This is a genomic window from Acidithiobacillus sp. AMEEHan (assembly GCF_030996345.1).
Lineage (GTDB): Bacteria > Pseudomonadota > Gammaproteobacteria > Acidithiobacillales > Acidithiobacillaceae > Igneacidithiobacillus.
In genome coordinates this window covers 132,167-156,235 of record NZ_CP118747.1, presented here as the reverse complement: position 1 = coordinate 156,235, position 24,069 = coordinate 132,167, and the positions used below count along the sequence as shown (strand labels likewise).

Annotated in this window: 21 protein-coding genes, 1 tRNA gene and 1 pseudogene; 16 read left to right on the top strand and 7 right to left on the bottom strand. The window is 56.1% G+C overall.

Annotated features, from left to right (window positions below):
• Positions 1-38 precede the first annotated feature (38 nt).
• The 12 genes from ORD17_RS00790 to ORD17_RS00735 all read left to right on the top strand — a co-directional run bounded on the left by ORD17_RS00790 (position 39) and on the right by ORD17_RS00735 (position 13,245).
• Positions 39-2,411 (top strand): TonB-dependent receptor domain-containing protein, encoded by a 2,373-nt coding sequence (locus ORD17_RS00790; RefSeq protein ID WP_308389028.1) that lies wholly within the window; start codon positions 39-41, stop codon positions 2,409-2,411.
• A gap of 62 nt (positions 2,412-2,473) precedes the next feature.
• Positions 2,474-3,055 carry a cytochrome b/b6 domain-containing protein gene (locus tag ORD17_RS00785; protein WP_308389027.1) on the top strand — a complete coding sequence of 194 codons (582 nt, stop codon included), beginning with the start codon at positions 2,474-2,476 and terminating at the stop codon, positions 3,053-3,055.
• A 191-nt stretch (positions 3,056-3,246) separates the two neighbouring features.
• Positions 3,247-4,044, top strand: a complete 798-nt coding sequence (locus tag ORD17_RS00780) for an MBL fold metallo-hydrolase (RefSeq protein ID WP_308389026.1) — start codon at positions 3,247-3,249, stop codon at positions 4,042-4,044.
• Positions 4,041-4,385 (top strand): roadblock/LC7 domain-containing protein, encoded by a 345-nt coding sequence (locus ORD17_RS00775; protein WP_308389025.1) that lies wholly within the window; start codon positions 4,041-4,043, stop codon positions 4,383-4,385. The genes ORD17_RS00780 and ORD17_RS00775 overlap by 4 nt, the downstream gene beginning before the upstream one ends.
• 73 nt (positions 4,386-4,458) lie before the next feature.
• Positions 4,459-5,805, top strand: a complete 1,347-nt coding sequence (locus tag ORD17_RS00770; RefSeq protein WP_374693378.1) for a hypothetical protein — start codon at positions 4,459-4,461, stop codon at positions 5,803-5,805.
• 45 nt (positions 5,806-5,850) lie between these two features.
• A complete protein-coding gene (locus ORD17_RS00765) occupies positions 5,851-6,300 on the top strand; it encodes a hypothetical protein (RefSeq protein ID WP_308389023.1) in 450 nt (149 codons plus the stop codon).
• A gap of 93 nt (positions 6,301-6,393) precedes the next feature.
• A complete protein-coding gene (locus ORD17_RS00760) occupies positions 6,394-8,265 on the top strand; it encodes a diguanylate cyclase (RefSeq protein ID WP_308389022.1) in 1,872 nt (623 codons plus the stop codon).
• Positions 8,262-8,834 carry a heme NO-binding domain-containing protein gene (locus tag ORD17_RS00755; protein ID WP_308389021.1) on the top strand — a complete coding sequence of 191 codons (573 nt, stop codon included), beginning with the start codon at positions 8,262-8,264 and terminating at the stop codon, positions 8,832-8,834. The genes ORD17_RS00760 and ORD17_RS00755 overlap by 4 nt, the downstream gene beginning before the upstream one ends.
• The gene (locus ORD17_RS00750) at positions 8,831-10,171 is read left to right on the top strand and encodes an ATP-binding protein (RefSeq protein WP_308389020.1); all 1,341 of its coding nucleotides are present in this window, start codon (positions 8,831-8,833) and stop codon (positions 10,169-10,171) included. The genes ORD17_RS00755 and ORD17_RS00750 overlap by 4 nt, the downstream gene beginning before the upstream one ends.
• Positions 10,168-10,524, top strand: coding sequence for a response regulator (locus ORD17_RS00745; protein WP_308389019.1), 357 nt, complete (start codon positions 10,168-10,170; stop codon positions 10,522-10,524). Before ORD17_RS00750 ends, ORD17_RS00745 begins: the two co-directional genes overlap by 4 nt.
• On the top strand, positions 10,521-12,587 hold the full coding sequence (locus ORD17_RS00740) for an EAL domain-containing protein (RefSeq protein WP_308389018.1): 2,067 nt from the start codon (positions 10,521-10,523) through the stop codon (positions 12,585-12,587). The genes ORD17_RS00745 and ORD17_RS00740 overlap by 4 nt, the downstream gene beginning before the upstream one ends.
• Positions 12,588-12,591: 4 nt before the next feature.
• Complete coding sequence (locus tag ORD17_RS00735) at positions 12,592-13,245, top strand: thiopurine S-methyltransferase (RefSeq protein ID WP_308389017.1); 654 nt, start codon at positions 12,592-12,594, stop codon at positions 13,243-13,245.
• Positions 13,246-13,927: 682 nt separating this feature from the next.
• Here ORD17_RS00735 and istB read toward each other — a convergent pair.
• From istB to ORD17_RS00695, 6 genes and pseudogenes are all read right to left on the bottom strand, one after another.
• Positions 13,928-14,710 (bottom strand): IS21-like element helper ATPase IstB, encoded by a 783-nt coding sequence (gene istB, locus ORD17_RS00730; RefSeq protein ID WP_308389016.1) that lies wholly within the window; start codon positions 14,708-14,710, stop codon positions 13,928-13,930.
• Positions 14,707-15,729 (bottom strand): IS21 family transposase, encoded by a 1,023-nt coding sequence (istA, locus tag ORD17_RS00725; protein ID WP_308389015.1) that lies wholly within the window; start codon positions 15,727-15,729, stop codon positions 14,707-14,709. The genes istB and istA overlap by 4 nt, the downstream gene beginning before the upstream one ends.
• Before the next feature lie 358 nt (positions 15,730-16,087).
• The gene (locus ORD17_RS00715) at positions 16,088-17,407 is read right to left on the bottom strand and encodes a cation:proton antiporter (protein ID WP_308389014.1); all 1,320 of its coding nucleotides are present in this window, start codon (positions 17,405-17,407) and stop codon (positions 16,088-16,090) included.
• Between the two features lie 380 nt (positions 17,408-17,787).
• Positions 17,788-18,083: pseudogene (locus ORD17_RS00705) on the bottom strand (transposase); the annotation flags it as partial.
• Between the two features lie 210 nt (positions 18,084-18,293).
• On the bottom strand, positions 18,294-18,614 hold the full coding sequence (locus ORD17_RS00700; protein ID WP_308389013.1) for a winged helix-turn-helix domain-containing protein: 321 nt from the start codon (positions 18,612-18,614) through the stop codon (positions 18,294-18,296).
• A gap of 77 nt (positions 18,615-18,691) precedes the next feature.
• The gene (locus ORD17_RS00695; protein WP_308389012.1) at positions 18,692-20,107 is read right to left on the bottom strand and encodes an MFS transporter; all 1,416 of its coding nucleotides are present in this window, start codon (positions 20,105-20,107) and stop codon (positions 18,692-18,694) included.
• A 248-nt stretch (positions 20,108-20,355) separates the two neighbouring features.
• Here ORD17_RS00695 and ORD17_RS00690 point away from each other — a divergent pair, with 248 nt between their 5' ends.
• Both ORD17_RS00690 and ORD17_RS00685 read left to right on the top strand, forming a co-directional pair.
• Positions 20,356-20,703 carry a metalloregulator ArsR/SmtB family transcription factor gene (locus tag ORD17_RS00690; protein WP_308390113.1) on the top strand — a complete coding sequence of 116 codons (348 nt, stop codon included), beginning with the start codon at positions 20,356-20,358 and terminating at the stop codon, positions 20,701-20,703.
• Complete coding sequence (locus ORD17_RS00685) at positions 20,700-21,149, top strand: ArsI/CadI family heavy metal resistance metalloenzyme (protein ID WP_308389011.1); 450 nt, start codon at positions 20,700-20,702, stop codon at positions 21,147-21,149. The genes ORD17_RS00690 and ORD17_RS00685 overlap by 4 nt, the downstream gene beginning before the upstream one ends.
• A 443-nt stretch (positions 21,150-21,592) precedes the next feature.
• Here the strand turns inward: ORD17_RS00685 and ORD17_RS00680 are convergent.
• Positions 21,593-21,668, bottom strand: a tRNA-Asn gene (locus ORD17_RS00680).
• Positions 21,669-21,817: 149 nt separating this feature from the next.
• Between ORD17_RS00680 and cutA the strand changes: the two genes are divergently transcribed.
• Positions 21,818-22,141 (top strand): divalent-cation tolerance protein CutA, encoded by a 324-nt coding sequence (gene cutA, locus ORD17_RS00675; RefSeq protein ID WP_308389010.1) that lies wholly within the window; start codon positions 21,818-21,820, stop codon positions 22,139-22,141.
• Between the two features lie 63 nt (positions 22,142-22,204).
• Positions 22,205-24,061 carry a protein-disulfide reductase DsbD gene (gene dsbD, locus ORD17_RS00670; RefSeq protein WP_308389009.1) on the top strand — a complete coding sequence of 619 codons (1,857 nt, stop codon included), beginning with the start codon at positions 22,205-22,207 and terminating at the stop codon, positions 24,059-24,061.
• Positions 24,062-24,069: the final 8 nt, after the last annotated feature.

The following is a 24,069-nucleotide window of genomic DNA, read 5'->3' as shown; positions in this document are numbered from 1 at the left end:
TGTTGCAATACAACGCCCAGCTACGAGAGGTTAATCGCATGTCAACAAATTTTGTATCTTCGCGTCCCCACCGTGGGGCGCCCTCTGTCCTGCGCGCGGCGATGGCTGCCGCTGGTTTCCTGTTCATCGGCGTTGCCCACGCTGAAGATTCCGTTACTGCTCCTACGCAATCCACGATTTCCATTGGCGAAGTCAGTGCCGCCGTTGCCGCTACTAGCGACCTTGGCAGCAAGGAAGCCAGGAGTCTCACCCAGAAACACAATTTCACTTCTGGACAATCCATCAAGGTGCTCGACAAGGCGCAGATGGCCGCTGCGGGTCCCATGGGTGGGAGTGCCCAGGCCCTCAGTTACGCTCCCGGTGTTGGTGTATCTGGGTATGGCTCCAGTGGCGCGACCAAGACTTCCATCAGTATCAACGGCATCAAGCAGGGCTGGGGCGGTTTTTCTGGCGGTCAGATCGATGATGGTAGTCTTTCCGTAACCTTCGATGGTGTGCCGATGGTTGACCCGTCTACCGGCTTGTGGCAATCACCTCAGGTTCCACAGACCGGGATCCTGCAGGGCATTGGCATTACCTATGGTCCAGGTAACCCAGAGAATCGCTGGTATAACAATATCGGCGGTCAAATCAATTTCGTGCCGCTGCAGCCAACTGCCAAGCCCGGTGGCGATATCAAGCTCACCTATGGCAGCTATGATTCGAAAAATATCGTTTTCAACATTCGCACGGGCAACGTCGATGGATGGTCGACAATTCTGGCCGGAGGCGCTGGTTCATCGAATAGCTATCGGCAAAGCCCTGACGGTTTCAATAACCCCAGTTACAGTTATGCGTGGTTCTTGAAGACGAGAAAGACCTTCAGTAATGGTGATTTTTCTGTGGGTGCGTATTTGGCAAAAGGTTCTGGCTATCGTCCGGTACCCATTCCAGTCAATCCCATTGCCGGTGTGACCTTGAATGGCACTGCGAACTCGCCGTTGTACAGTCAGGCAACGAGTGGCTTCTACTCCTCCTTACCCAACGACGTTTGGTATAAGCAGGACAGCAACAGTACTTGGCTCTTGTACAGTAAGCTGAATGTCGACCTGGACAAGATCTGGTCGCTGCACAACATGATCTGGTACCGCTACGGCCATCGTTTACACTTCCATTACAATAACTATGGCCTAAGCAACCCGAGTAACCTCTATGAGTACAACAATCCCCATGACGCGGTGTATGGAGACAAGCTCTTCCTCACCGCTAAGCTTCCGTATAACGAAGTAAGTTTTGGCGGATTTTTCCTGAACAGTGACTACAACACTCGAAACGCGTTCTACAACACCAATGCGCCATACTTTGGATCGCGACTTGTACCCAACGCCCACTATCGTAGTGATTATTTCCAGCAGACCGATCTCGCTGCCTTCGTGCAGGATCGGATCAACCCGATGGAAAATCTGCACATCACCCCAGGAGTCCGTGTCATCAATTATCAGACCCGCTATACCCCCTCTGGGCAGACAGACTTTGCACAGGCGTATGCCCTGTATCCGCAGAATAATCAGGGTGTTCTGCCAGCAGCAAGTAGGAGTTTTACCCAGGTGGAGCCGTCGCTGGATTTCAATTGGCGTCCCATTCCGTGGTTGGCGCTCTTTGCCAGTTACGCGGAAGCCTACAAGGAGCCACAAGTGGGTGGCGGCGGTGGGCTTTATCAGTCAACAGCGCCCATCTATAACCTGGAGCGCAGCGCTGATTATAATGCCGGTGTCAAGATCCACTTTGACCATGCGGCATTTCTGCATCATTTCCTCTTTACCGCAAGTTTCTATCATCTCCACTATACCAATCAGTATATTCCTCTCTATGACAGCAACGGGAACTATATTGGCGATGCCAATGGCGATTCCATCTATCAGGGCGTGAATCTGGCGTTGGATGACGAGATTTTGTATAACCTCGATCTGTTCATGAATGCGAACTTCGAGAAGGCGGTTTTCGGTCACTACGTCACCGGTGGGGTCTCCTATAATGGCCTGCCGGTATCGAATGTTCCCAACAAGACCTTCAACATTGGTGTGATTTATCGCCTGCCTTTGGCGGGAACCGTGCTGCAGCCGCGTCTGTGGTATCAGTATGTGGGTGCGCAATCGATGTTTAATAATGCTGGTATGCCCAGTACGGAGAAAATGCCTGCCTATGGTACCCTCAATCTCGGTATCGACGAGAAAATCCCCACGGTTGGCATGGTACCGTTCCTACGGCATGTCGATTTGAGCCTGAATATTCTCAATCTCACCAATAATCACTACAACGAATTCCAGTACATTACGGCTGGTGGCTTGTTGGGTGGGAATTCGGCCGGCCAGGTTTTGGCCTTGCCAGGTGCGCCACTCACGGTGTTCGGCAGTATCTCCGCGCACTTTTGATCGTGTATTATGCTTGGCGCCGATATCGTGGATGTTGGCGCCTTTTCTGCTGAGAGAAAACCATGGAAGAGCAATCTTGGCCCTTATCATTAAAATGGTTACATTTGGCCCTGGCGATCCTAGTGACATTCCAATTGTTCAGTCAATTGAAAATGCATGCGATCTGGAAGCATGTGGGTGTTGCCCTGTATCAGCATGTGCTGTACTGGGCGCATATGCTTCTGGGTACCACAACCTTTCTGGTCATCCTCCTGTTCTGGCGAGAGATTTGTCTGTCGCGAGAGCTTCGCTTGCATCTGTTTCCCTATCTGGGGATACATCGTGAACGAATTTGGATGGATATGCGCGGTGCCCTGCAAGGAAGCCTGCCCGAGGGTGGGATGCGCGGCGGGTTGCCCGGCTTTGTGCATGGATTGGGTATTCTCGTGGTTACGGCGATGGGGCTTACGGGCATTTTGATGTTCTATTTGATTTTTTCTGCCCACGGAGTGAAACCCGCCGCTACCTATTATGCCCTACCCAAGAGCATCCATTCTCTGGTTGCCAATTTGCTCTGGGGATATTGGGGTGGGCACATCGCAATGGCCTTGCTGCACGCACGGAAGAACCCTCGCATCCTGCGGATTTTCGTGCCGGAGACATAAGCTCGATACCCTGGCACCGGTGTCTGGCTGCAGGATCACCCCGCGTACGCCGGTCGATGCTGCTCGCCGTGCTTTCCGGTTTGTTCGAGGCAGGGAAAGATGCCTGCGGAGCTGCTGCCAACCGCCTTGCAATCATATTAGATTATACTAAATATCTTGCCGTCTGATTATCTGGAATAGGAAAGATATGTATGAGCGTATTGCTGTACGATGACGGTGAACATAAATGTGTCGCGTTTACGGACCTGGTGGAGGGGGAGGGCATTCAGGCCAACCAGTTTCTGATTGTTCACCAGGGTGAGGGGATGCTGCTCGACCCAGGAGGCAATCTGACCTACAAAAACCTCCTTGCCGGCATGGCCGACTATTTTTTGCCGGCACATCTGGACTATGTCTTTGCCTCCCACGAAGATCCGGACATCGTTGCCTCGGCCAATGGCTGGCTCCTGATCACCGATGCCAAGATTCTCATTGCCCAGGAATGGACACGCTTTCTGCCACACTTCTGCTCCAAAGGAATGACCGCCGGACGGGTCATTGGCATTCCCGCGCAAGGCGCCATGGTTTCCCTCGCGGGACAAGACCTGCATCTCATTCCTGCCCACTATCTGCACTCGGTGGGCAATTTTCAGGTCTACGATCCACGGAGCAGGATCCTGTTTTCCGGAGATATTGGTGCCAATCTGGTGAGCGGGAAGGAAGCCATGACTCCCATCGAGGGTGCCGACGCCTTTCATGCGCACCGCGCGAGATCGGGCATGGATGCCTTCCATCGCCGCTACATGGGTGGCAACAAGGTCTGTCGACTCTGGGCACAGATGCTGCGCAGTATGGATGTCGACTGGATCGTGCCGCAACATGGCGCTTCCTTCAAAGGCAAGGAGACCGTCCGTGCCTTCCTCGATTGGTTTGCGGAGCTGGAATGTGGTCCGGACCTGCTGAATGAAGAAGCATTCCAATTTCCTATCCGCTCAGGAGAAGCGCTGTGAATCCAGAGAGATTTCAAAAGCTGTCGACAAAGATCCACGCTGCTGTAGCGAGCGTTCGCAGTATTGCCGTGATTTCCAGTGATGGAGCCATCCTGCACTACGCGGGGGAAAAAGTGGCCGACGAGCGGCTGATCGGCGTGGCGGGAGCGGCGGTAATGCGGCTGGCGGAACATGTTGGCTCCGGCCTTGCCGAATGTGCAACGCAGGAGATCATCATCCGCTGCCAGGATCATGCCGCCCTGTTTCTTCCTCAGAGCGCTGACACCCTGCTGATGATCGTGCTGCCCGCCGATGCTGATGTCCAAGGTTTGGGTCAAAAGATCAGGACGCTGGAGGGCTGAGCCGAACGGCAGGATCCCGAAATCTCGCCTATCTAAGTCGTTGGTCCACAGATATGCCAGGGGTCCCCTTGTTATGTACGCGTGCCAACCAGTTCGCGACGATCACAGCGGGGTGGTGGTTCTCGATGGAGAGCCGATGGTCTTCCATTGCAACCACTACAACCGCTTTCTGCAGCTCGTGGTGGAAGACTGTCATTACATTGCCCATGAGCCAATCCTGCAAGACGCCGCTACCGAAGTCGTCTTTCGCCAGTTGCGAGGGATTTTTGCCAGGCATCCTGAATGGAGGCTGGAAGAGCGAACTGCCTGTGCAGAAACGCTCTACCGCTACTGTGGATTCGGTAATCTGGACTTCACGCATGTCGATCAGAGCACAGGGGAATGGATGGATGTCCGCGAGACCCACTCCCACTATGGAAGTGCCCTGCGCCTGAACTATGGAGTGCGTCGCAGTCCTGGCGAATATTTTGACCTGGGTTTTGCCGTAGGCAGCCTTTCCGCCATCCAGGAGCGTCCCCTGCAGGGAGCCATTCAGACCAGCCCTGAACCCATTTCCAAAGGCGGCGATGCCACGGTTTTCCGGATCATCCCCCGTCTCGAAGGAGATTTTCCGCTCCGGACCCCGGCCATCTCGCAGCCGATTCTACCAGAAGGGGCCGCGCAGATATCGCCGCGCACGCAGAGTCTCCATGTAGACGAGGACGCCATCATCGGCGCCGTGGGAACACTCCCTCTGTCCGGTGACGAAAACGGCCTGATCCCGGCCTTCGGTGTCTACCTGACCCGGCACTATGCCGACTACTACAACCTGGTCTCCTTTCGCTTCGAGGAAGCATTGGCGCAGGCCTTGTCCACCCACAAATACCTGGGGGAGATGCTCTGGTATGAGTATCCCGCCCTGTTTTACTACAAAGACAAGTTTTGCCACCTACAGGGCAAGGCCTTGGCGCAAACCCTGCTGATCGAAGCAGGACATATCTGCGGCTTCAACACGATGGGGGGGATCATGCGCTCCGATCCCTGGTACCAGCTCGTTGTCCCCCAGCTGCATAGCAAAGAGGATTGGCTGGCAGGGATCATCGCCTGCATCAATGCCCTGGGTTGGGGAATCTGGCGTATTGCCGAGATCATCCCCAATGAACGGCTGGTGTTGCGCGCCTGGTATCCCTATGAATCACTCGGCTATCTGCGCATCTACGGCAGTTACTCCGACCACCCCATCGATTATTTGATGACCGGAATCGGCGCCTCGCTGATGAATCTGCTCTATACGGCGGATATTACCACCAAACCGGATCTCACCCTGGACTTCTATTATCAGGTGAACCGCAGCAAAGGGGGATTCTGGGGCCGACAGACCCGTTGTGTTGCCCAAGGAGACGCATATTCCGAAGTGGTTGTAGAACGGAATTGTTTGTGATTTTGGGGGTTGTTGAGTCCTGGAACGGATTGCGGGAGACATTTGATGACAGAGCAGGTCAAGCAATGTGCGATGGATACCAAGGACGTGGTCGAGCTCCTCTACAGCATTGCCAATCAGGTGGGCGTGCTGATCGGCGATAAGGGCGCCGTCAGCGTCTTTCGTTTTGCCGGCAGACAACTGGGCAAAAAAATTGGAGAAGGCCATGCCGGTAAAAGCGTCGAGGAGGCACGGGCCCTGGTGTCCGACTTCTTCCGTAACAAGGAATTCATGGAAGGAGTCTGTCTGCTGGATGGCCAAGCAGAGCTTGTGGGTTGCAAGATCGGGCTCACCTTGCGCGAGCAGGGAATTCCTGCCGGCAACCACGCCCTCTGCCATTTTGGCTTTGGCCTCATCGACGGGGTCGTGGAATCCGTCACGGGTCGGAAAATCGTGACCCTGCACTTGCGTTCGGAGTATCACGAAAACGGCGTGACCTGCTCCGAAAGCTGGTGAACGAATGGGGAGTTGCAAGTTGTCAGGATGGAAATGCGTTTCCAAGATACGCATGATTCGGCGGTTTCTCTACAGTGAGGGTGCGGCCCAGCCATGACCATGGATGATTTTTTGCGCTATCTGGATGATTGCGACTGCCCCTCGCCGCCCCGCTTGGCCTTGGAGCTGCTCGAGATGCTTGATCGGCCGGAGGTATCCGTACGCGACATTGCCGAAAGGGTGCGGCGAGATCCCATCCTTGCCGCCAAGGCTGTGCAGCTCGCGAACTCGGCGCTCTACCGGGGTTTGCGTCCAGTGGTCGCCATCGAAGATGCGGTCATGCGCATTGGCTTGGCGGTGCTTGCTCGGCTGGCGATTGGTCTTTCTCTGACGGAGCAGCGACCGGCCCTCTCCCGTTTCTTCGATTTGCCCCGTTACTGGAGTGCCGCCCTCATACGCGCAACGGCCTTGCAGGCGCTCGCCAAGGCAATTGGTGCCTGGTCGCCCACCGAGCTCTTCACTGTCGGGTTGCTGGCCGACATCGGTGCCCTGATTCTGGCCTGTGCCGTCCACGAGCCCTATGGCCGTATTCTGGAAAGCAGCAGCGATCTGGTAGAGCGGCTGGAAAAGGAACAGGCCGAGTTTGGCTTTGATCACCGACAGCTCAGCGCCGCACTGCTGACGCGTTGGGGGCTTCCCGGCTTCATGGCAGAGGCCGTGAGTTCCGACGACGCCGATGCCGGCAGTCATACGCTTCGGAGTCAGGAGCTGCGGGCGATGCTGAATATCGCACGTTGGTTTGGCGGCTACGCTGACGGCAGTTGTGCGGAGAATGCCCCGCCGCCAGAGCGGCTGCTCGCCAAATTCGGACCGCACAATGACCTGATGGACCGGATCCGCACGGAGATCGAAGGTGAGTGGCAAGATCTCGCCGATCTTTTCGAGATCGATCCACCAGCCGATGTGCGCAGCCGACTGCAGCAGCTTAGTCATCCCGAAGCAATGCCCTTGGTGGGGCGCGCCAGCGGTGCCGGCCGCGCGGTCCGGGTGTTGGTCGTCGACGACGACGTTGCCAGCCGCACGCTGCTTCGGCGCATGCTGGAGCCCGCCGGATATGAAGTGCTGGAAGCCAGCGATGCGGAATCGGCGATGGAGCTCATTCAGCAATTCCTGCCCCGGATTCTGATTCTCGACTGGGTACTACCGGGCATGGATGGCGCGGGCCTCTGCCAGTGTCTGCGCAAACAGTTTGGCGGACGGGTATATCTGCTGGTACTTTCTGCCGTCATGAATGGTGAACACACGGTACAGGCCTTGGATGCTGGTGCCAACGACTTTCTGGAAAAGCCGGTTTCCCGGAACTTGCTACTGGCCAAACTCAAAAATGCGCGCGATGCCGTCGAACTCACCCAATCGCTCGAAGAGGCACAATACCAAGTTCGTGAAAGTCAGCGCGAACTCCTTCTGTTGAATGAGGCGCTGCGACAGGCCGCCGCGCAGGACGACCTGACCGGCCTGAGCAACCGTCGTAGTATCGACCAGTATCTCGAGGAAGCCTGGGAAAGCTCCCGGCGCTATGCTTCCCGTCTGGCTGTCGTCATGCTCGATGTCGATCACTTCAAGCAGGTCAATGATGAACATGGTCACGACACCGGCGACCGTGCGTTACGAGCCCTGGCAAAGATCTTGAAAGATCACGTCCGCAGCAGTGACCGAGTGGCACGCTGGGGGGGTGAGGAGTTCGTGGTCGTGTGCAGCAATAGCAGCGCAGAGGAGGCCGCGCAGCTTGGCGAGCGGCTCCGCAGGGCGGTAGAGAAATTGGCCGGCGACTTCCCATCCATCACCCTCAGCGGCGGTGTTGCCGAACGTACACCAGAGATGTCCAGCCCGGATGATCTGCTGCGGGCGGCCGACCAAGCCTTGCTGCAGGCCAAGCGCGATGGACGCAATCGCATCATTCTGCACGGCACAGGTGGCAGCGCATGATTGGCCTGATTCAGAAAGTGCTGTTGGATATGGTCCAGCAGGTGGGTGGTGACGAGGCGCTGGCGGAGGTCAAACGACGCACCGGACTCGCGCCGGATTTCCAATATCGCCTCGATACCGATTACGATAACGAGGAAGTCAACGAGCTCCTGAAAAATGCCTGCCTCGTGCTGGGCGTGGATCAGGACGAGGCATTTCGTATCTACGCGCGGTTTTTTCTCGCGGAAACCTTCACCCGCTTCCCAACTTTTTTCCAAGTATCGGCCGATGCTCGCGAGTTCCTGGCACGTCAGCCAGCGATCCACAACATGCTAGCCTCGGGCCTGCGCGATACGGCAAAACGCGATGCGGTCAACGACAAGTTTGCCGTGGAGGAAGGTCCGGAAGGAAAATTGCTCGTTTTTTATCGTTCTCCCAACCGCTATTGCGGCCTGTACATCGCCTTGGCCGAGGAGTTTGGCAAACACTATGGACAGCAGGTGCAGATCGACGTTCTCCAATGTCGGAAGCGCGGTGATACCGAGTGTGCGTTTCAGCTGCAGTTCAGCGCCAAGGATGACTCCCATTGAAGATTGGTGACCCAGATCCGTTGCGCCAAGCGCTACACGAAATCAGTAATCAGCTTTGTCTGGCCGTGGACGGTCGGGTGGATTTCACTGTCCGCGCGCAAGTTGCCGATCCTGATATCGAACAACTGGTGCTGCTGATCAATTTTCTGCTGGATTCCGTAGCCCGGCTTCTCGATCGCGAACAGGCCAATGTCCGTGATCTCGATCAGCGCGTGGCTGAGCGCTCTGCTTTGCTCAAGGCAACTTGGGACACTCTGCTCGATGGACTGATCGTGATCGATGCCCACGGTACCATTCTGGAAGCCAATCCTGCGGCCAGGCAATTGCTGGCCACAGACGATAGCCTCCTGGGTTGCAACATCAAGGTTTTCATGCCGGAGCCTTACGCTCATGAGCACGATAACTATCTGCTTCGCTACCTGCAAAGCGGTGAGAGACGCGTCATTGGCGTCGGACGAGAGGTTGAGGTTCGTCGGCGTGATGGGACTCGGATACCCGTGCATCTTGCCGTCGCTGAAATTTGTGTCCACGAGCAACGCCGTTTTGTCGGTTTGTTACGCGACATTCGCGAGCAACGGGCGCAAGAAAGAACTCTGGAAGAGCGCCGTCAGGCCGCCGAGGCGGCATCGTTGGCCAAGAGTCGTTTTCTTGCCGGCATGAGCCACGAACTACGCACCCCCCTCAATGCCATTATCGGCTACAGTGAGCTGATCCTCGAGGAGCTCGATGATGGCGTAGCAGCCGAAAACAGTCGCAGCGATCTCCAGGCAATCCGCGATGCCGGCCGGCATCTGCTGGGGCTGATCAATGACGTCCTGGATATGAGCCGGATCGAGGCTGGCCAGACACGGGTACATAGAGAACCCGTCCACCCCGCCGAGTTGGCGCGCGCGGTGGGCAATGTTGCGCGGCCGCTGGTGGAAGGCAATGGCAATCGCTTTGCGCTGGAGCTGGATGCGCAACTCCCCATATTGGACACCGATAGCGGCAAACTGCGCCAATGTCTCCTCAATCTGATCGGCAATGCAGCAAAGTTTACTCGCGATGGCGTCGTCACTTTGCGCGTGCAACGGGTTTACGACGACGTCCGATGGACAGTTTCGGACACGGGTATTGGTATCAGCCCCGAGGCAATGAATCGTATCTTCGATGCCTTTGTGCAGGCCGAGGACGACATCGACCGTCGCTTTGGCGGCACCGGGCTTGGTCTGGCTCTTACCCGTCAATTGATCGAATTGCTCGGGGGACGTATCGAGGTGGAGAGCCATCTGGGGATCGGTTCCTCCTTCCATCTTTTTCTGCCGCTCTCGTCGACAGCCGGAGGAGAGGGACGATGAATCTGCTTCTCGCTGAGGATGACGCACGAAATCGCGATATGCTCAGCCGTCGCTTGCAGCGCCGGGGATTTACGGTCATCGAGGCCGAAAATGGCCACATCGCCGTGCAGGCAGTCAAGGCGCATGGCCCGCAGATCATCCTGATGGATCTTGCCATGCCCGAGATGAATGGCTGGGAGGCCATCGAACGCATTCGCGAGGCTGATCAAAAGGTGCCGATCATCGTACTGAGCGCCCATTCCCTGGGCGGTGAACGGGAGAGGGCGCTGACTTTGGGGGCTCAGGCCTACCTGAGCAAACCCATAGATTTTGAGCAGCTACTGGAGTCCATCAAGGAATTGGTAACGTCGTGACTTTTGAATCGATTTCCCTGCCGGCACCCATTCTGGTCGTCGAGGATGACTCCGCCAGCCGTGCCCTTTTGCTGCGCAGGCTTTCCCGTGAGGGCTGGGAAGCGCAGGGGGTGGCAGACGGTATAGCCGCCCTGACTTGGCTGGAGAAACAACAAGCGGCAGCTATCCTGCTGGACATCGGTCTGCCGGGGCTGACGGGGCTCGAGGTCCTGGCGCGGATCCGCAGCACGCATACGGCCAATGTCCTGCCGGTCCTCATGGTGACAGCGTTTGATGAAGAGGACCATCTCGCCGAAGCGTTCGCCCTGGGCGCCAACGACTATGTCAGTAAGCCCATCGACTTTACTACCTTACGTGCCCGCCTTCGGTCCTGTTTGAGCCTCAGCCATTCCCACCAGAAATTGCAGCAAGCACGGGTCCGCCAAGAGCTGATTTTGGCCGGAGCCAATGATGGCATCTGGGAGTGGTTCGTGCCGGACGATCTTATGGAGCATTCGGCGCGCTGGAGCGAACTGCTCGGCGGTGCATCTATCGCGCGTACGGATCCCAGCGCGGAGTGGCTGCAACGTATTCACCCGGACGATCGCCCACGGGTAGAGGCGGAATTGGTGCGGTTTCTGCATACGCCCGGACAGACCGACTTCCACTGCGAGTACCGAATGCTTGGCGACGATGACCGGTACCGCTGGGTGCTCACCCGCGGCGCCGCTCTGCGGTCTGACGATGGATCGTGTTCGTATTGCGCTGGCACGCATACCCACATCAGTCACCTGCGTTACACCAACCGGCTTACCGGCTTGCCGAATCTCCTGTATCTCACGGACGAGCTGGCGCGCCGGGCGGTGCTGGCAGGGGCAGTGGGACAGAGCGAGCAGACTCTCATCTTGCTGCAGCTCACCAACCTTGAAAATTTTTTGGACAAAAACGAAGGGCGCCGCGCCGCGGTTGCTGCGCTGGGCAGAGCGCTCGCGCAGGAATTGCCGAGTTGCCTGGTCGGCAGTGGAGAGCAGTTGGAACACCTGCTGCTTTTACCCCAGCCCGAGCAGGGTGGGGCGGTCTCTGGCGAGAACTTGGCGCGCCGGGCCATAGCGATCGTCAATGCCGGGTCCCCGTACTTTCCACCGTGTACCGCGGTGGCGGGCGTCGCGACGATGACTCCGAGCGAACTTGTGCCTTCCGCAGACGTGCTCCTTGCGGCAGCCCAAGCGGCGGCGCAGGAAGCAGATGCACTCGGACTGGGCCTGTATCGCTTCGATGACGCCTTACGGCAACGCAGCAAACGCCGTCGAGAACTGCGTACGGAATTGGCGCTTGCCGTAAAAAATCGTGCGTTTCAACCCTGGCTCCAGCCCATCGTCCATGGCCATGGGCAGCTCGTGGGTTTCGAGGCTCTCGCCCGCTGGCAGCGCGAGGATGGCGAACGTGTTTCTCCCGCCGAGTTCATCCCTTTGCTGGAAGAGGCGGGATTGATCGGGAAGTTGACCGAGCAGATGCTCGATGCTTCCTTGCCGATGATTCGCGAGTGGATCCAAGGTGATGTAGTGCCAGCGGATGCCTATGTCGCCATCAACTTCCCACCGGGACTTCTCGATGATCAATTGCCGGCAAAGCTCATCGGACATCTGCGCCAGCATGGACTCGGTCCCCACAATCTCTGCGTGGAAGTGACCGAGTCCACAGCGGTGACCAACCTACAAACCGCCGGTGATTGCCTGCAGCGCTTGGGGAAGGCCGGTTTTCATCTGGCGCTGGATGATTTTGGTACCGGATACGCGTCCCTGAGTACTCTCCATCGCTTGTCGTTCGATACCCTCAAGATTGATCAAAGTTTTGTACGCGATTTCGATTCTCAAGAAGAAATCTGGCGTATGATCGAAGCCATCATCGCGATTGCCCGTGCCCTGAACCTGAAAGTGGTTGCTGAAGGCGTGGAAAACTTGGATCAGGCCGAGGCCCTGCGCGGAGCAGGGGTGGACCGTTTACAGGGTTATTTATTTGCCAAGCCCATGCCCCGCAGTGAGTTGGAGACTTGGCTGAGGGCCAATCAGCGGAAAATGGAATAGGGTAATGAGCGCAGAATCTTGGTTGCAACGTTGGCAGGAAAATCGGATTGGTTTTCATCGCTCGGAATTCCATCCACAGCTCGTACGCCATTGGAGTCAGCTGGGAGCAAGTAGCAATGGTTGGGTTTTCGTGCCGCTTTGTGGCAAGAGCCTGGACCTACTGTGGCTTGCCAAGCAGAGATACAAGGTACGGGGGGTCGAACTCAGCCCAATTGCCGTCGAGGCATTTTTTGCCGAGCACGGCCTGGAACCCGAATCTGAACGCCAAGGCGCCTTTCAACGATACCATTGTGGGGCTTTGGAAATTTTCTGCGGAGATTTTTTTGCCCTCTCGCGAGCGGATCTCACTGACACCGTGGCGGTTTACGATCGGGCAGTGCTCATTGCCCTGCCGCCGGAAGTGCGTTCTGAATACGCCCGAATGCTGCACCATCTGTTGCCCAATCGTCCGCCCATGCTGCTGATTACGCTGGACTATCCGCAAGGCACCCGAGCTGGTCCGCCCTTTGCCGTGGAGGAAAGTGAAGTCAGAAACTTGTACGAACCCGCATGGTCTGTAGAAACACTGGAGACCAGAGACCTTCGCAGCCAGGAGGGTAAGGAGGAGCTTGTACGCTTCGACGAATTGACCTTTCTGTTGCGCCGAGGTGAAGCCTGACGAGGCGATGGATCTTCCGCTCCCCGGGACGGATTCGAACTGCCGACCTAGTGATTAACAGCGAAAATCCCTCGCTTCTCATGACTTCTCAGCAAATCCAGGTTACCTATGTAAATCGTAGGGTAAAGCTTGTTTCCGGTGATTATTCAGTAGTTGCAATCGGACAGAATTTTCGCTCTAGGTATGCCACGGCTAAGCCACGGACAGAAAGCCCACTGATTTTTTAGCAGTCGTTCATCTCGCTAGGAGCAACTGTCTTTGGACATCAGCTCGCAAGCTCGGTTAGGAATCAGCCCGCTGCCAGTAATCGTCCAACCCACCTTCACAGTCGCTGAGTTTTCCCTGACGCTATGCTTGGTTTTTTCTCTGGGAGTAGCGATGTAACCGGTATCCCTGCGGCGTTTTTTCACGGAGTGGATAGTGTTGTCATGATGGCTCCTTTACGCCGATCCCGAAATGGCGCCGTATTGCCGATCGCTGACACCTTGGAAGACGCGCTCTTCTGTGGAATGGGCTACGTTGGAGTGGGTTCGAAGGTACAACAGCCATGGGCCCTACGGACCCTTGGGATACATCTCTACGGCGGAAGCAGAGGCAAACTGTCAACGCCGGTTGAAAATTGACCCACTTTGGGCGAAAAACGCCGGTTGAAAACTGACCCACCCTGGCTCCTTGGTGATGGCTACGCTGTAACCATTGTTGGTGAATTGGTTGCTCCTGCCCGGCGCTTGTTTCTCAGCCGAAAGCTCTCTCCGCTGATCTGCACGATGTGGGCATGGTGCAGGAGACGGTCGAGCATGGCGGCGGTCAAGGTCTGATCATCGGCAAAGGCACTAGCCCATTGGGTGAAAGGCAAGTTGCTGGTCAGGATCATGCTGCCCCGCTCGTAGCGTTTGGCTACCACATTGAAGAAGAGGTTGGCTTCTTCCCGTCCGAAAGGTAGATAGCCGATCTCGTCGATGACCAGCAGCTTCGGTGCCGAGACCACGCGGTTAAAGTATTCCCGCAATCGGTCCTGCCGATGGGCAGCCATGAGTTGCAGCATGAGATCGGCGGCGGTGACGAAGCGGGTTCGCAGTCCTGTCATCACGGCGCGATAGGCCAGGGCAATGGCAATATGGGTCTTGCCCACTCCGCTGGGACCAAGCAGGACAATGTTCTCGGCCCGTTCCAGGAAGGTCAGGGCCGAAAGCTCCTGCAACTGGGCCCGCGGTGCACCGGTAGCAAAGGCAAAATCGAACTGCTCCAGGGTCTTGATGGCCGGGAGGCTGGCCATTTTGAGGAGTGTCTGGCGGCTCCGCTCGCGCCGAGCATCGTGCTCGGTTTGTAGTAGGTGCTCGAGGAAATCGGCGAAGCTGTCTTCCTGCTCCGCCGCCCTTTGCGCCAGGGATATCCAGTCCGCACCGATGCGCTCAAGCTTGAGCTCCTGACACAGAGCCTGGATGCGATCGTGTTGGAGATTCATTCCACGCCCTCCAGGAGTCGGTCATAGACGCACAAAGGATGCTGGATGCTTTCATGGGGCAGGACTTGTCCAGACCTCTCGACGGTCCGTGGTGTCGCGGCAGCGGTGCGCAGAGGCAAAGGGAGCAAGGCCTGTCGCTCTTCCACCAAACGGACGGCGGGCTGGACCCCCGTCGTGCCATGTACACGCAGATGGGCGACATTCTCTAGCCAGGGCCCCACATGGGCATTGGCCGTGTCCACGTCCAGGACCAGTCCGGCACTCCGGAGGGTGGCCAAGAGCGGGGTGACGAAGCTTTCCTTCAAGTAACGGTTGAAGCGTTCCACCTTGCCTTTGGTCTTGGCCCGATAGGGGCGGCAGACTTGTGGTTGGAAGCCATATTCGCCGGCTAGGTTCAACAGCCCGGGATGCCAGCGGTGCTTGCCCTCCCCATAGGCATCCCGCTCCAGAATGACGCTGCGGGCATTGTCGAAGAGGACCCGCCGGGGGACTCCGCCAAAGTAGGCGAAGGCCAAGCGTAAGCCTTCCAGCCAAGATTCGCCGTCTTCGTGGCTGCAGAAACGCACGAAACTGGCCCGACTGTACCCCAAGGTGGCCACAAAGGCCCTGAGGGGATTTCGGCCCAGCCGGATGGTAGTGAAATCCGCCTGCATCTGCTGCCCTGGCGCCGTCTCGAAACGGAACAAAGGCTCCGGGGTGGGCTTCCGAAAGGGTGCCAAATACGCTTTGAGTTGCGTGTATCCACCGCCATAGCCCTGAGCCTGAATCTCCCGCAACAGCACCGTGGCAGGTATCCAATGCGGCCGGGCCGCTTCCATGCGCCCCTGCAAATAGGCTTTGAAGGGATCCAGCTTGGTTGGCGGTGCCGCCGGCCTGCGATAACGGGCAGGCTCCGGGTTCTCCTGCAGGTAGCGACGCACCGTGTTGCGTGATATCCCCAACTCCCGCGCGATGGATCGGATACCCATGCCCTGTCGGGCCAATATTTTGATCTCCACTGCTTGCTCCTGGGTCAACATGTCGGCAGCTCAAAGCCGCCATTCTCGCCCAAGGTGGGTCAATTTTCCCCCGGCGCTAGTGGGTCATTTTTGCACCGGCGGTAACAGCAAACTACTATGGCTAACTGAGTGAACAGCCGCCAGCGGCAGCAAAAGAAACAAAAGACGCCTTCCACTAAACCCGCGGGGTTCAATGGCTTGGTAACGCTGCAGGTTCTGGGAGAGAGCCAGGAGTGAGGGGCGCGTGACCAAATCGCACCAAGTGGACGAGTGGTTGTCGTGGGTATACTCCACGGGATATCCGGCAACTGTCCGCAGGAATAGCTGAGCGAGTTCGTCTATCGCTTCAGCGTCGCTGGTCAAGACAGTAAACTTTGAGTCAAATAGTTTTTTGACCATTGGATATGGGAGAGGGAGCGGGTAGTTGCATCCCGGCCCGGGGTAACCAGACACGGAGAAAAGGCGTCGTGATGATGGTGCTGAAGATGGCCATGATCACCAGCATGGTGAAAACCTGCTGGGATATGGCACCAAGATCATAGCCCACATTAATGACGATCAATTCCATTAACGCCCGGGTATTCATCATGATGCCGATAACCTTCGCCTGGTGGTGATTCAAGCCGGAAATCCTTGCCGCCCCATACGCACCGGCGAACTTGCCTGCGGTCGCAAAGAGTAAGGTCAGTCCGCACCAACCCCAGAGTGACACACTATCCAATCCGCCAATATTGGTACGCAGGCCCGTATAAGTAAAGAAAATCGGCAAAAAGAAGACTAGCACAAAGGGGGAGACCCGCTCAGCCCACGCATTGGCGAACTCATCTGCGTCATGGAGAATGACCCCCATGATAAAGCCGCCAAAGATCGTAAAAATGCCTAATGAAGAGGTGACCAGTCCGGAAACGAATATGCTGATCAGGATGATTCCCAATAAATTCGGAGTCAGTTTTCCTCCTGTGCTGAAGCGCCGGATCATCCATTTCATTAGCGGCCGAATGCCAAGTATCCAGATGATGATGAAGGATATTACTAAAAGAATCTTGATCACGAAGGCAACCGCCTCAAAATGGGACAGCGCCAGGGTCGTCACAAGCGCGAGCAACAACCAGCCGACGACGTCGTTGATCGCGGCAGCACTGATGGCGATGACTCCGAGTCTGGATCTGGTCATGCCTAATTCCATCATGATACGGCCGAGGACAGGTACGGCCGTAATGGCAAATGCTGTAGCGATGAAGAGAGCCGATGTCCACCGCCCGGCCTGGGGAGAGAGTATGGGAGCGCTGACCAGGGCGAACCCTAGACCAAGAATGAATGGTGCCAGTATGCTTGCTACTGCCACCCATAACACCGCATTCCGATTGACCTTTTCTTTCAGATGGGAAAAATCGAATTCCAGGCCAACCTGAAACATCAATAGAGTAAGTCCCAGTTGGGAAAGGGCATCTAGAGGCCCGGCAGAAATTGAATGAAAAATGTAATGGAAGGTGTCTGGCAGCAATAGGCCAAGCAGTGACGGACCCAGAACAATTCCGGCGATGATTTCGCCAACGACTGCCGCTTGGCCGATCCTCCGGGCGATCTCTCCACCAATGCGCGCAACCAATATGATGACGCTGAGCTGAATCAATGTGAAATAGATCAGCAGCTCGGACCTCTGTGCAGGCAGATCGAAAATATGACTAAAAATACTCACGGAAGGCTCCCAGGTTTATGTCATGGCGCCATTGATGGAAATCGGCGGTTTGCATTTTGAAATGCAATACTGCTAGTTAGCTCCTTGAGTTTCTGTGCAATTCCTTTGGTTGGTGTCAGAAGTCCAAGGATTTTCGTGGTCGATTGTTCATCCCCTCGGCCACTTTGGTCAAGTATTGCCGGGAGTGTTGCGACAAATCAGTTCCTTTGGGGAAGCACTGGCGCAGAAGCTCATCGGTGTTCTCGTTCGCGGACCCTTACCAAGGGTTGTGAGAGGGTCGGCAAAGTAGACTCGCCAATGGGTGCGATTTTCCTGTTCTTCGTGCCGAGCCATCCCCCCACTCTGGTCAGAGGTAAGCGTCTTGCGTAGAGCCAGAGGCACTTTCTGTCCCTTGGCGGTCACGCCAATGATCACCAAGAGGCAGATGCGCGGATCATCCTCCGCCCGCAAGTTGGTGTAGATGCCATCGGCCCGCCGGCATGCGTACCGTTTCCGCAGTAAAGATCGGTGCTGCCACTCGGCGTGCTCTCGCGCCCACTCGGCTTTCAGGCGCCCCAGCGCGGCCGCGGATAATCCCTGCACCTGCTCGCCCTCAAGGGGCCACCAGTGCACTGCGCAGATTTCCGGAAGACACTCCGCGCAAACACAGCCAAGGCGGAGCGGCGGCAATGCGGCGGAAGCAGCCGTTCAGGATAGCCGGACAACCTTTGGCGGATTATTTCTTTGGTATAAAATGGTGAATGCTGTATCCGACATTTTCCTACGCCTAAAAAGTGCCAGTAAACCATTTATAAGATTTCTCTATAAATCATTGCCAATGTCACTCGGCTTTTGGTGGTGTGGCCAATTAAAAGATCGCCATGCGAGTCCTCTGGCGAAGTCTTCTTTAGTCAGGCAGTAATAATCGATAACCCACTCCTCTAACTGCTTCTATCCAGCTTTCCGCATGATACTCGCTCAGTACTTTTCTTAACCGATAGATACGAACAACCACGGTATTTATCTTGTCGCGCGGATAATGAAATAAATCATTTAGCTCTTCCAAAGAGATTACTCGGTACCTGTTTTTATATAGATAATAGAGAAGCCTAAAATTTGGCGTTGATATTTTTATTGCTTTTCCATAAATGAAAACCATCATATCCTTCTCATAAATCACCAGAGGGGATTTTGAAGATTTTGATTTATCACTTACTTTGTGACTCATGGTTAACTTCTCACTACATGCAGGCAGCAGAGAGCTGCCGCAGAAGGCAAACTCTCAACTGATTCGCTGATTAGGGCTTAGACACTAGGGTTGGAAGCAATACCCGCAGGCACTGAAATGCTACTTTCCCCACTGATCTCTTCCAAAGTCTTACCGCTGGGTTCTGGCAAAGTCAGTTTGGTAAGGATGACACCGACTACCGATACCCCTGCCGAAAAGAGCATGACACCTTTGACGCCTCCGGCAGCGCTGATGAAGGGAAACACGAAGGTGCCTACAAAAGCCCCGAATTTGCCAATGCCGGCAGCCATACCATGGCCTGTAGTCCGGATGCTGGTTGGGAACACTTCTGCGGGCATAACGAAGGTTGTGCAGTTGGGTCCAAACTCGATGAAAAAGAAGCTGATTCCGTACAGGATGAGGAAGGGAGCAACCTCGCTGGTAATCCCGGGCACCAAGGCAATTGCGGCAAATGCCGCTGCCATGACTGCAAAGCCGATCATTTGGAGCCGCTTATGACCCACTGCATCCATGAAGAAGATCGATGCTAAGTACCCTGGAATGGCGAAAATGGCAAAGATCATCAACGCCCATGCACTCCCTGCAAGTTGGTTAGATGTCGGAGCAACCAGTTTCAGGATTTCAGGCGTGGAGATGGCATTTCCGTAAAAGGCGTAGTCATTGAGGAACCATGCGCCACCCGTACCCAAAATGAGGATCAGATACTTGGGATTGCTCAGCATTTCGCCAAGACTGATACGCTTGGGCTTGATTTTCTGCTCCACCTTTGATTGCAGCTGCCCAGAAGAGTACACCGCCATATCATTGGCTGCCTCGTCGACGTCACCTCGAACCAAGGCTTTGTAGCGCGGTGATTCCGGCATGGTGCGCCGTAGATAGAGTACGGCAAGGGGCGGCAGTGCGCCCAAACCCAACATGATTCGCCAGACGGAGTCTGGCGGAAGTCCAGAAGCTTCCAAAGTCAATGCCACAATAGGACCAAAGGCCAGACCCAGACCCTGCATGCCGAAAACCATCGAGGTCATAGCGCCACGTTTTTTGGCATTGGCGTACTCTGCCATCAGCACGGCACTCATGGGGTAGTCACCACCGATACCAATGCCGAGAATGACGCGGAACACGAGGAGCCACAGAAAACTGGGAGCGAAAGCACAGGCAAGGGCACCAATCGCCATGAGCAGGGCTTCCATACCATAAATGCGTTTGCGGCCCACGACGTCAGCCAACCGGCCGAAGACGAAGGCGCCAAGAAAAGCGGCTACTAGTGAGGCGCTGCCGAGGAGGGCGATTTGGTCAGTACCCAGATGCCATTGTGGCTTGATATACACCAGGGCAGATCCGATGATGAACAAATCATAGGCGTCGGTGAAGAAGCCCATACCCGCGGTGAAGGCGGCGCGAAGGTGAAAGAAACTGATAGGGGCGTTATTGAGGTTGTCGATTACATCGAGCTTGGTTGCTGTACGGTCCATGCGTACTCCTGCTGATATTGAAGTGGTATTTCCAAAACCGTCGAAGAGTCTAGCACGCTAATATGACACTAGTGTGACACTTTTATGAATCTTTTATGACGCTTGACAGCCAGCTGTATGCTTTGCTGGCGGGCAGGGCGGCAGCAAGCAAAGCGCAGGTTGTGACTGCAGGCTGTGACCTTGCCACCCTCGGGTCTTTGCGTTAGGATGAGATATTAAGTTTCCAGACTTATGGAAATATTGATATGCTGAACGATGACCTTGCGGTTAGTGCGCTCGCAGCCTTGGCGCAGAAGAATCGTCTGGCGATTTTCCGGCGGCTAGTTGTCGAGGGGGCCCAAGGGCTCACGCCAAGTGATCTCAGCGACGAGCTCAAGCTCCCCCCGCCCACGCTATCATTCCACCTCAAGGAATTGCTTTGGTCTGGATTGCTGCACAGCCAGAAGGACGGGCGATCCATTCGCTATCGGGTAAATTTCAGTACTATGAATGAGTTGCTACAATACCTTGTCGAAAACTGCTGCCAGGGAAGCTCTTGCGATTTGGTGAGCGAAAAGCTGTGCCAGGCAGACCATAGAGGAGTAAAGGGTCAATGAAAAGATTTCATGTTCATCTCGCCGTAACGGACCTCAATGCCAGCATCCGCTACTACAGCGCGCTGTTCGCTAGCGAGCCTAGCGTGTTGAAAGAAGACTATGCCAAGTGGATGCTCGAAGATCCTCGCGTGAACTTTGCCATATCCCAACGGGGAGCCCGCCCAGGCCTGGACCACCTCGGCTTTCAAGTGGAGTCGGATGAAGAATTAGATGAAATCAATCAGCGTTTGGCAGCGGCGGAGTTGCCATCTATCGAGGAATCCAATACCTCATGCTGTTACTCACGATCGAATAAATACTGGTCGACTGATCCGCAGGGGGTTGCTTGGGAAGCTTTTCACTCGCTAAGCAGTATCCCGACATTCAACGATAAATTTTCTGTAGTGGGGGAAGCCGCAGCATGCTGTTCGCCCAAGCGGCCAGCGGAAAAAACCTGCTGTTCATGAAAAGAGGATGACAGTTTTTTGGTCTGGAACGGGCCTTGGAGCCGTAGATCTGATCCACGGGCGAGCGCTTTTCGCAATCTGATGTCGCGCTATCACCACTCCCGCTCCACCCAAGAGTTGCGGGCTGGAATGTGGTTTTCCAAAAGTTCCACGGCAGACCGACCACCAGATCAAATCGCCGGCGCGAGGCCGTTCTCGTATAAATGCGCGAAAAGGCGTACTGAGCAAGGCGATTCTCCGTCCGAATGTTCGCACCCCCCTATTCTCGACCAAAGTTCGTTGGCTTCAGGTAAGCCAGAAAGACAATCTGCAAACCATATCCGTTGCTACTTGGGGTGCTGGATATAAGTTGGAATTCAACCCATCTTGGCTGTAGGTACGCCACAGGTAAGCTAAGACAATAAAAAAGGCACTTAGAAGTTAGCCTAAGTGCCTAAGTTATTTGGCTCCCCGGGACAGGCTCGAACTGCCGACCTAGTGATTAACAGTCACCCGCTCTACCGACTGAGCTACCGGGGAAAAGTTCGCGTAGGATAGCGATGGAGGGCGTTGACGTCAACCAGCTTCGCGCCCCGCTTTGTGCCCGGTCAACGCTGGCTTCCGGGCGATTTGCCCGCTCCTCTTCTGCTATGCTGCACTGAGTTTAGAAGATCTGGATGGAGCAGGGTATGGCAGAAGAAATGATCGTGGTGCTCTGTTCGCTGCCGGGAGACGCAGCTGCTGAACAGCTCGCCGGGATTTTGGTAGAGGAGAAACTCGCCGCTTGCGTGCAGGTCTTGCCGGCCATGCAGTCGGTGTTTTTCTGGGAAGGGCAGGTACGAGTCGCGGCAGAAAAGCTGTTGCTTTGTAAAACCTTCGCGAGCCGCTACTCTGCCTTGGAGCAGCGCTTGACTGCGTTGCACCCCTACGATGTCCCGGAAATTCTGGCACTTCCCGTTACCGCCGCGCTCACCTCCTATCGTGGCTGGATGGGGGACGTGCTCCGTGGATGATCCCGGTCTGAGTCTTGCTAGCCGATAGGGAATGGCGCGAATCATCAAATTGGGGAGCGGTGCATGAGAGTAGGGAATTCAGGCGGATGGCAGAGATCCTGGTGGGAGCTTCGATCTCGTCTGGGAGCCAGTGTGTTGGCCCTGCTGGTGCTCTGCTGCGCGCTTTGGGGCAGCACAGCCTTGGCGGGGCAGTTTCTTTCGCCGGATCAGGCGTTCCGCTTTTCCGCCGAGAGCGCTGGCGCAGGGCGTCTGGCCCTCCAATGGAGGGTGGCGCCTGGTTATCATCTCTATCGTTCCATGGTCCGGGTGCAACTGGCGCCAAGCAATGTCCAGATGGGGAAATTGCAACTGCCGCCGGGCAAGCTGCTCGATGACCCGGCCTTTGGCAAGGTGCAGGTGCTAGAAGGCGACAATCGGGTCCTCCTGCCTTACCGCATTCAGGGGCCGGCGCCAAAGGAAATCCAGGTAACTAGCGAATTCCAGGGTTGCGCCAACGCCGGTGTCTGCTATCCACAGCAGAAAAAGACCATCAGCGTTTCTCTCGCCCCAGAAGTTCTCGCAGAGAGCGCACCGTTGGCTTCCTCCAGCAGTAGTGCAGCGACCAGCTCATCCCTGCTGAGTTCACCAGCAAGTCCTCCGCAGAACAATGCCCAGAGCCTCGCCAGATCCTTGCGAGAAAGCTTTGGCTGGACCCTGGTGCTGTTTTTTGTGTCGGGGCTGGGTCTGGCCTTTACTCCTTGCGTATTTCCGATGATCCCGATCCTGTCCGGCATCATCGTGGGCCAAAAGGAGCGGCCGGGGCGTACCCGCGCTTTCGCCTTGTCGCTGGCTTATGTTTTGGGTATGGCCCTGACCTACACCATTGCTGGTATTGCGGCAGCCTTGACGGGCGCCTATCTACAGGCCTTTTTCCAAAGCCCGTGGGTAATCGGCGCCTTTGCTCTGATTTTCCTGCTGCTGGCATTGTCGATGTTCGGTTTTTATGATTTGCAGATGCCCTCTGCCATCCAGAGCCGCTTATCCCGCGTTGGCAAGGGTGGGCATCTCTTCAGCAGCTTCATCATGGGCATTTTGTCGGCGCTGATTGTCGGCCCGTGCGTGGCTGCACCGCTCGCGGGCGGTCTGCTTTTCGTGTCGCAAACCGGAAATGTGCTGCTCGGTGCTTTGGCGCTGTTCGCGCTGGGTCTGGGAATGGGCGTGCCACTGCTGGTCATCGGCACCTCTGCCGGACATTTTTTGCCCAAGGCCGGTGCCTGGATGGATGGCATCAAGGCGATTTTTGGGGTCTTGATGCTGGGCGTAGCGATCTGGTTCTTGAGCCGGATCCTGCCAGGCAGCGTTACCTTACTGCTCTGGGCGTTGCTGGCAATATTTTCTGGGGTCTACCTGCGCGCCCTCGAGCCTGCGGCTACGGGGGGATGGAATCTGTTTCGCAAGGCCTTGGGCGTTACCCTACTGGCCTATGGACTGGTGATGGGGGTCGGAGCCTTGCAGGGGCAGTCCGACCCTCTGCATCCCTTGGCTGTCAATACTTCTAGCCCGGCGTCCAGTAACAACGCTGTCGAATTGTCGTTTCAGGTGGTCAAAAGTCCCGCGGCCTTGCAAGCCGCCTTGCAGACCGCCCGAGGGAAGCCGGTGTTGGTGGATTATTGGGCCAGTTGGTGCGTGGAATGCGCGCGTATGGACCAGATTGCCTTTCGTGATCCCGCGGTGAAAAAGGCCTTGGCAGGGTATACGCTCATTCGGGTGGACGTGACGGCTAGCGATGCCAATAGCCAGGCGTTGCTGAAACGCTATCAACTGGCGGGACCTCCTGCCTTCATTCACATCGACCGCAGTGGGCAGGTGGCTGCTGTACAGGAAGGATATCTGGGCCCAGATGCCTTTTTGCGCTGGCTGGACAGGTCTTCCCGACAGTGATTCGAGGC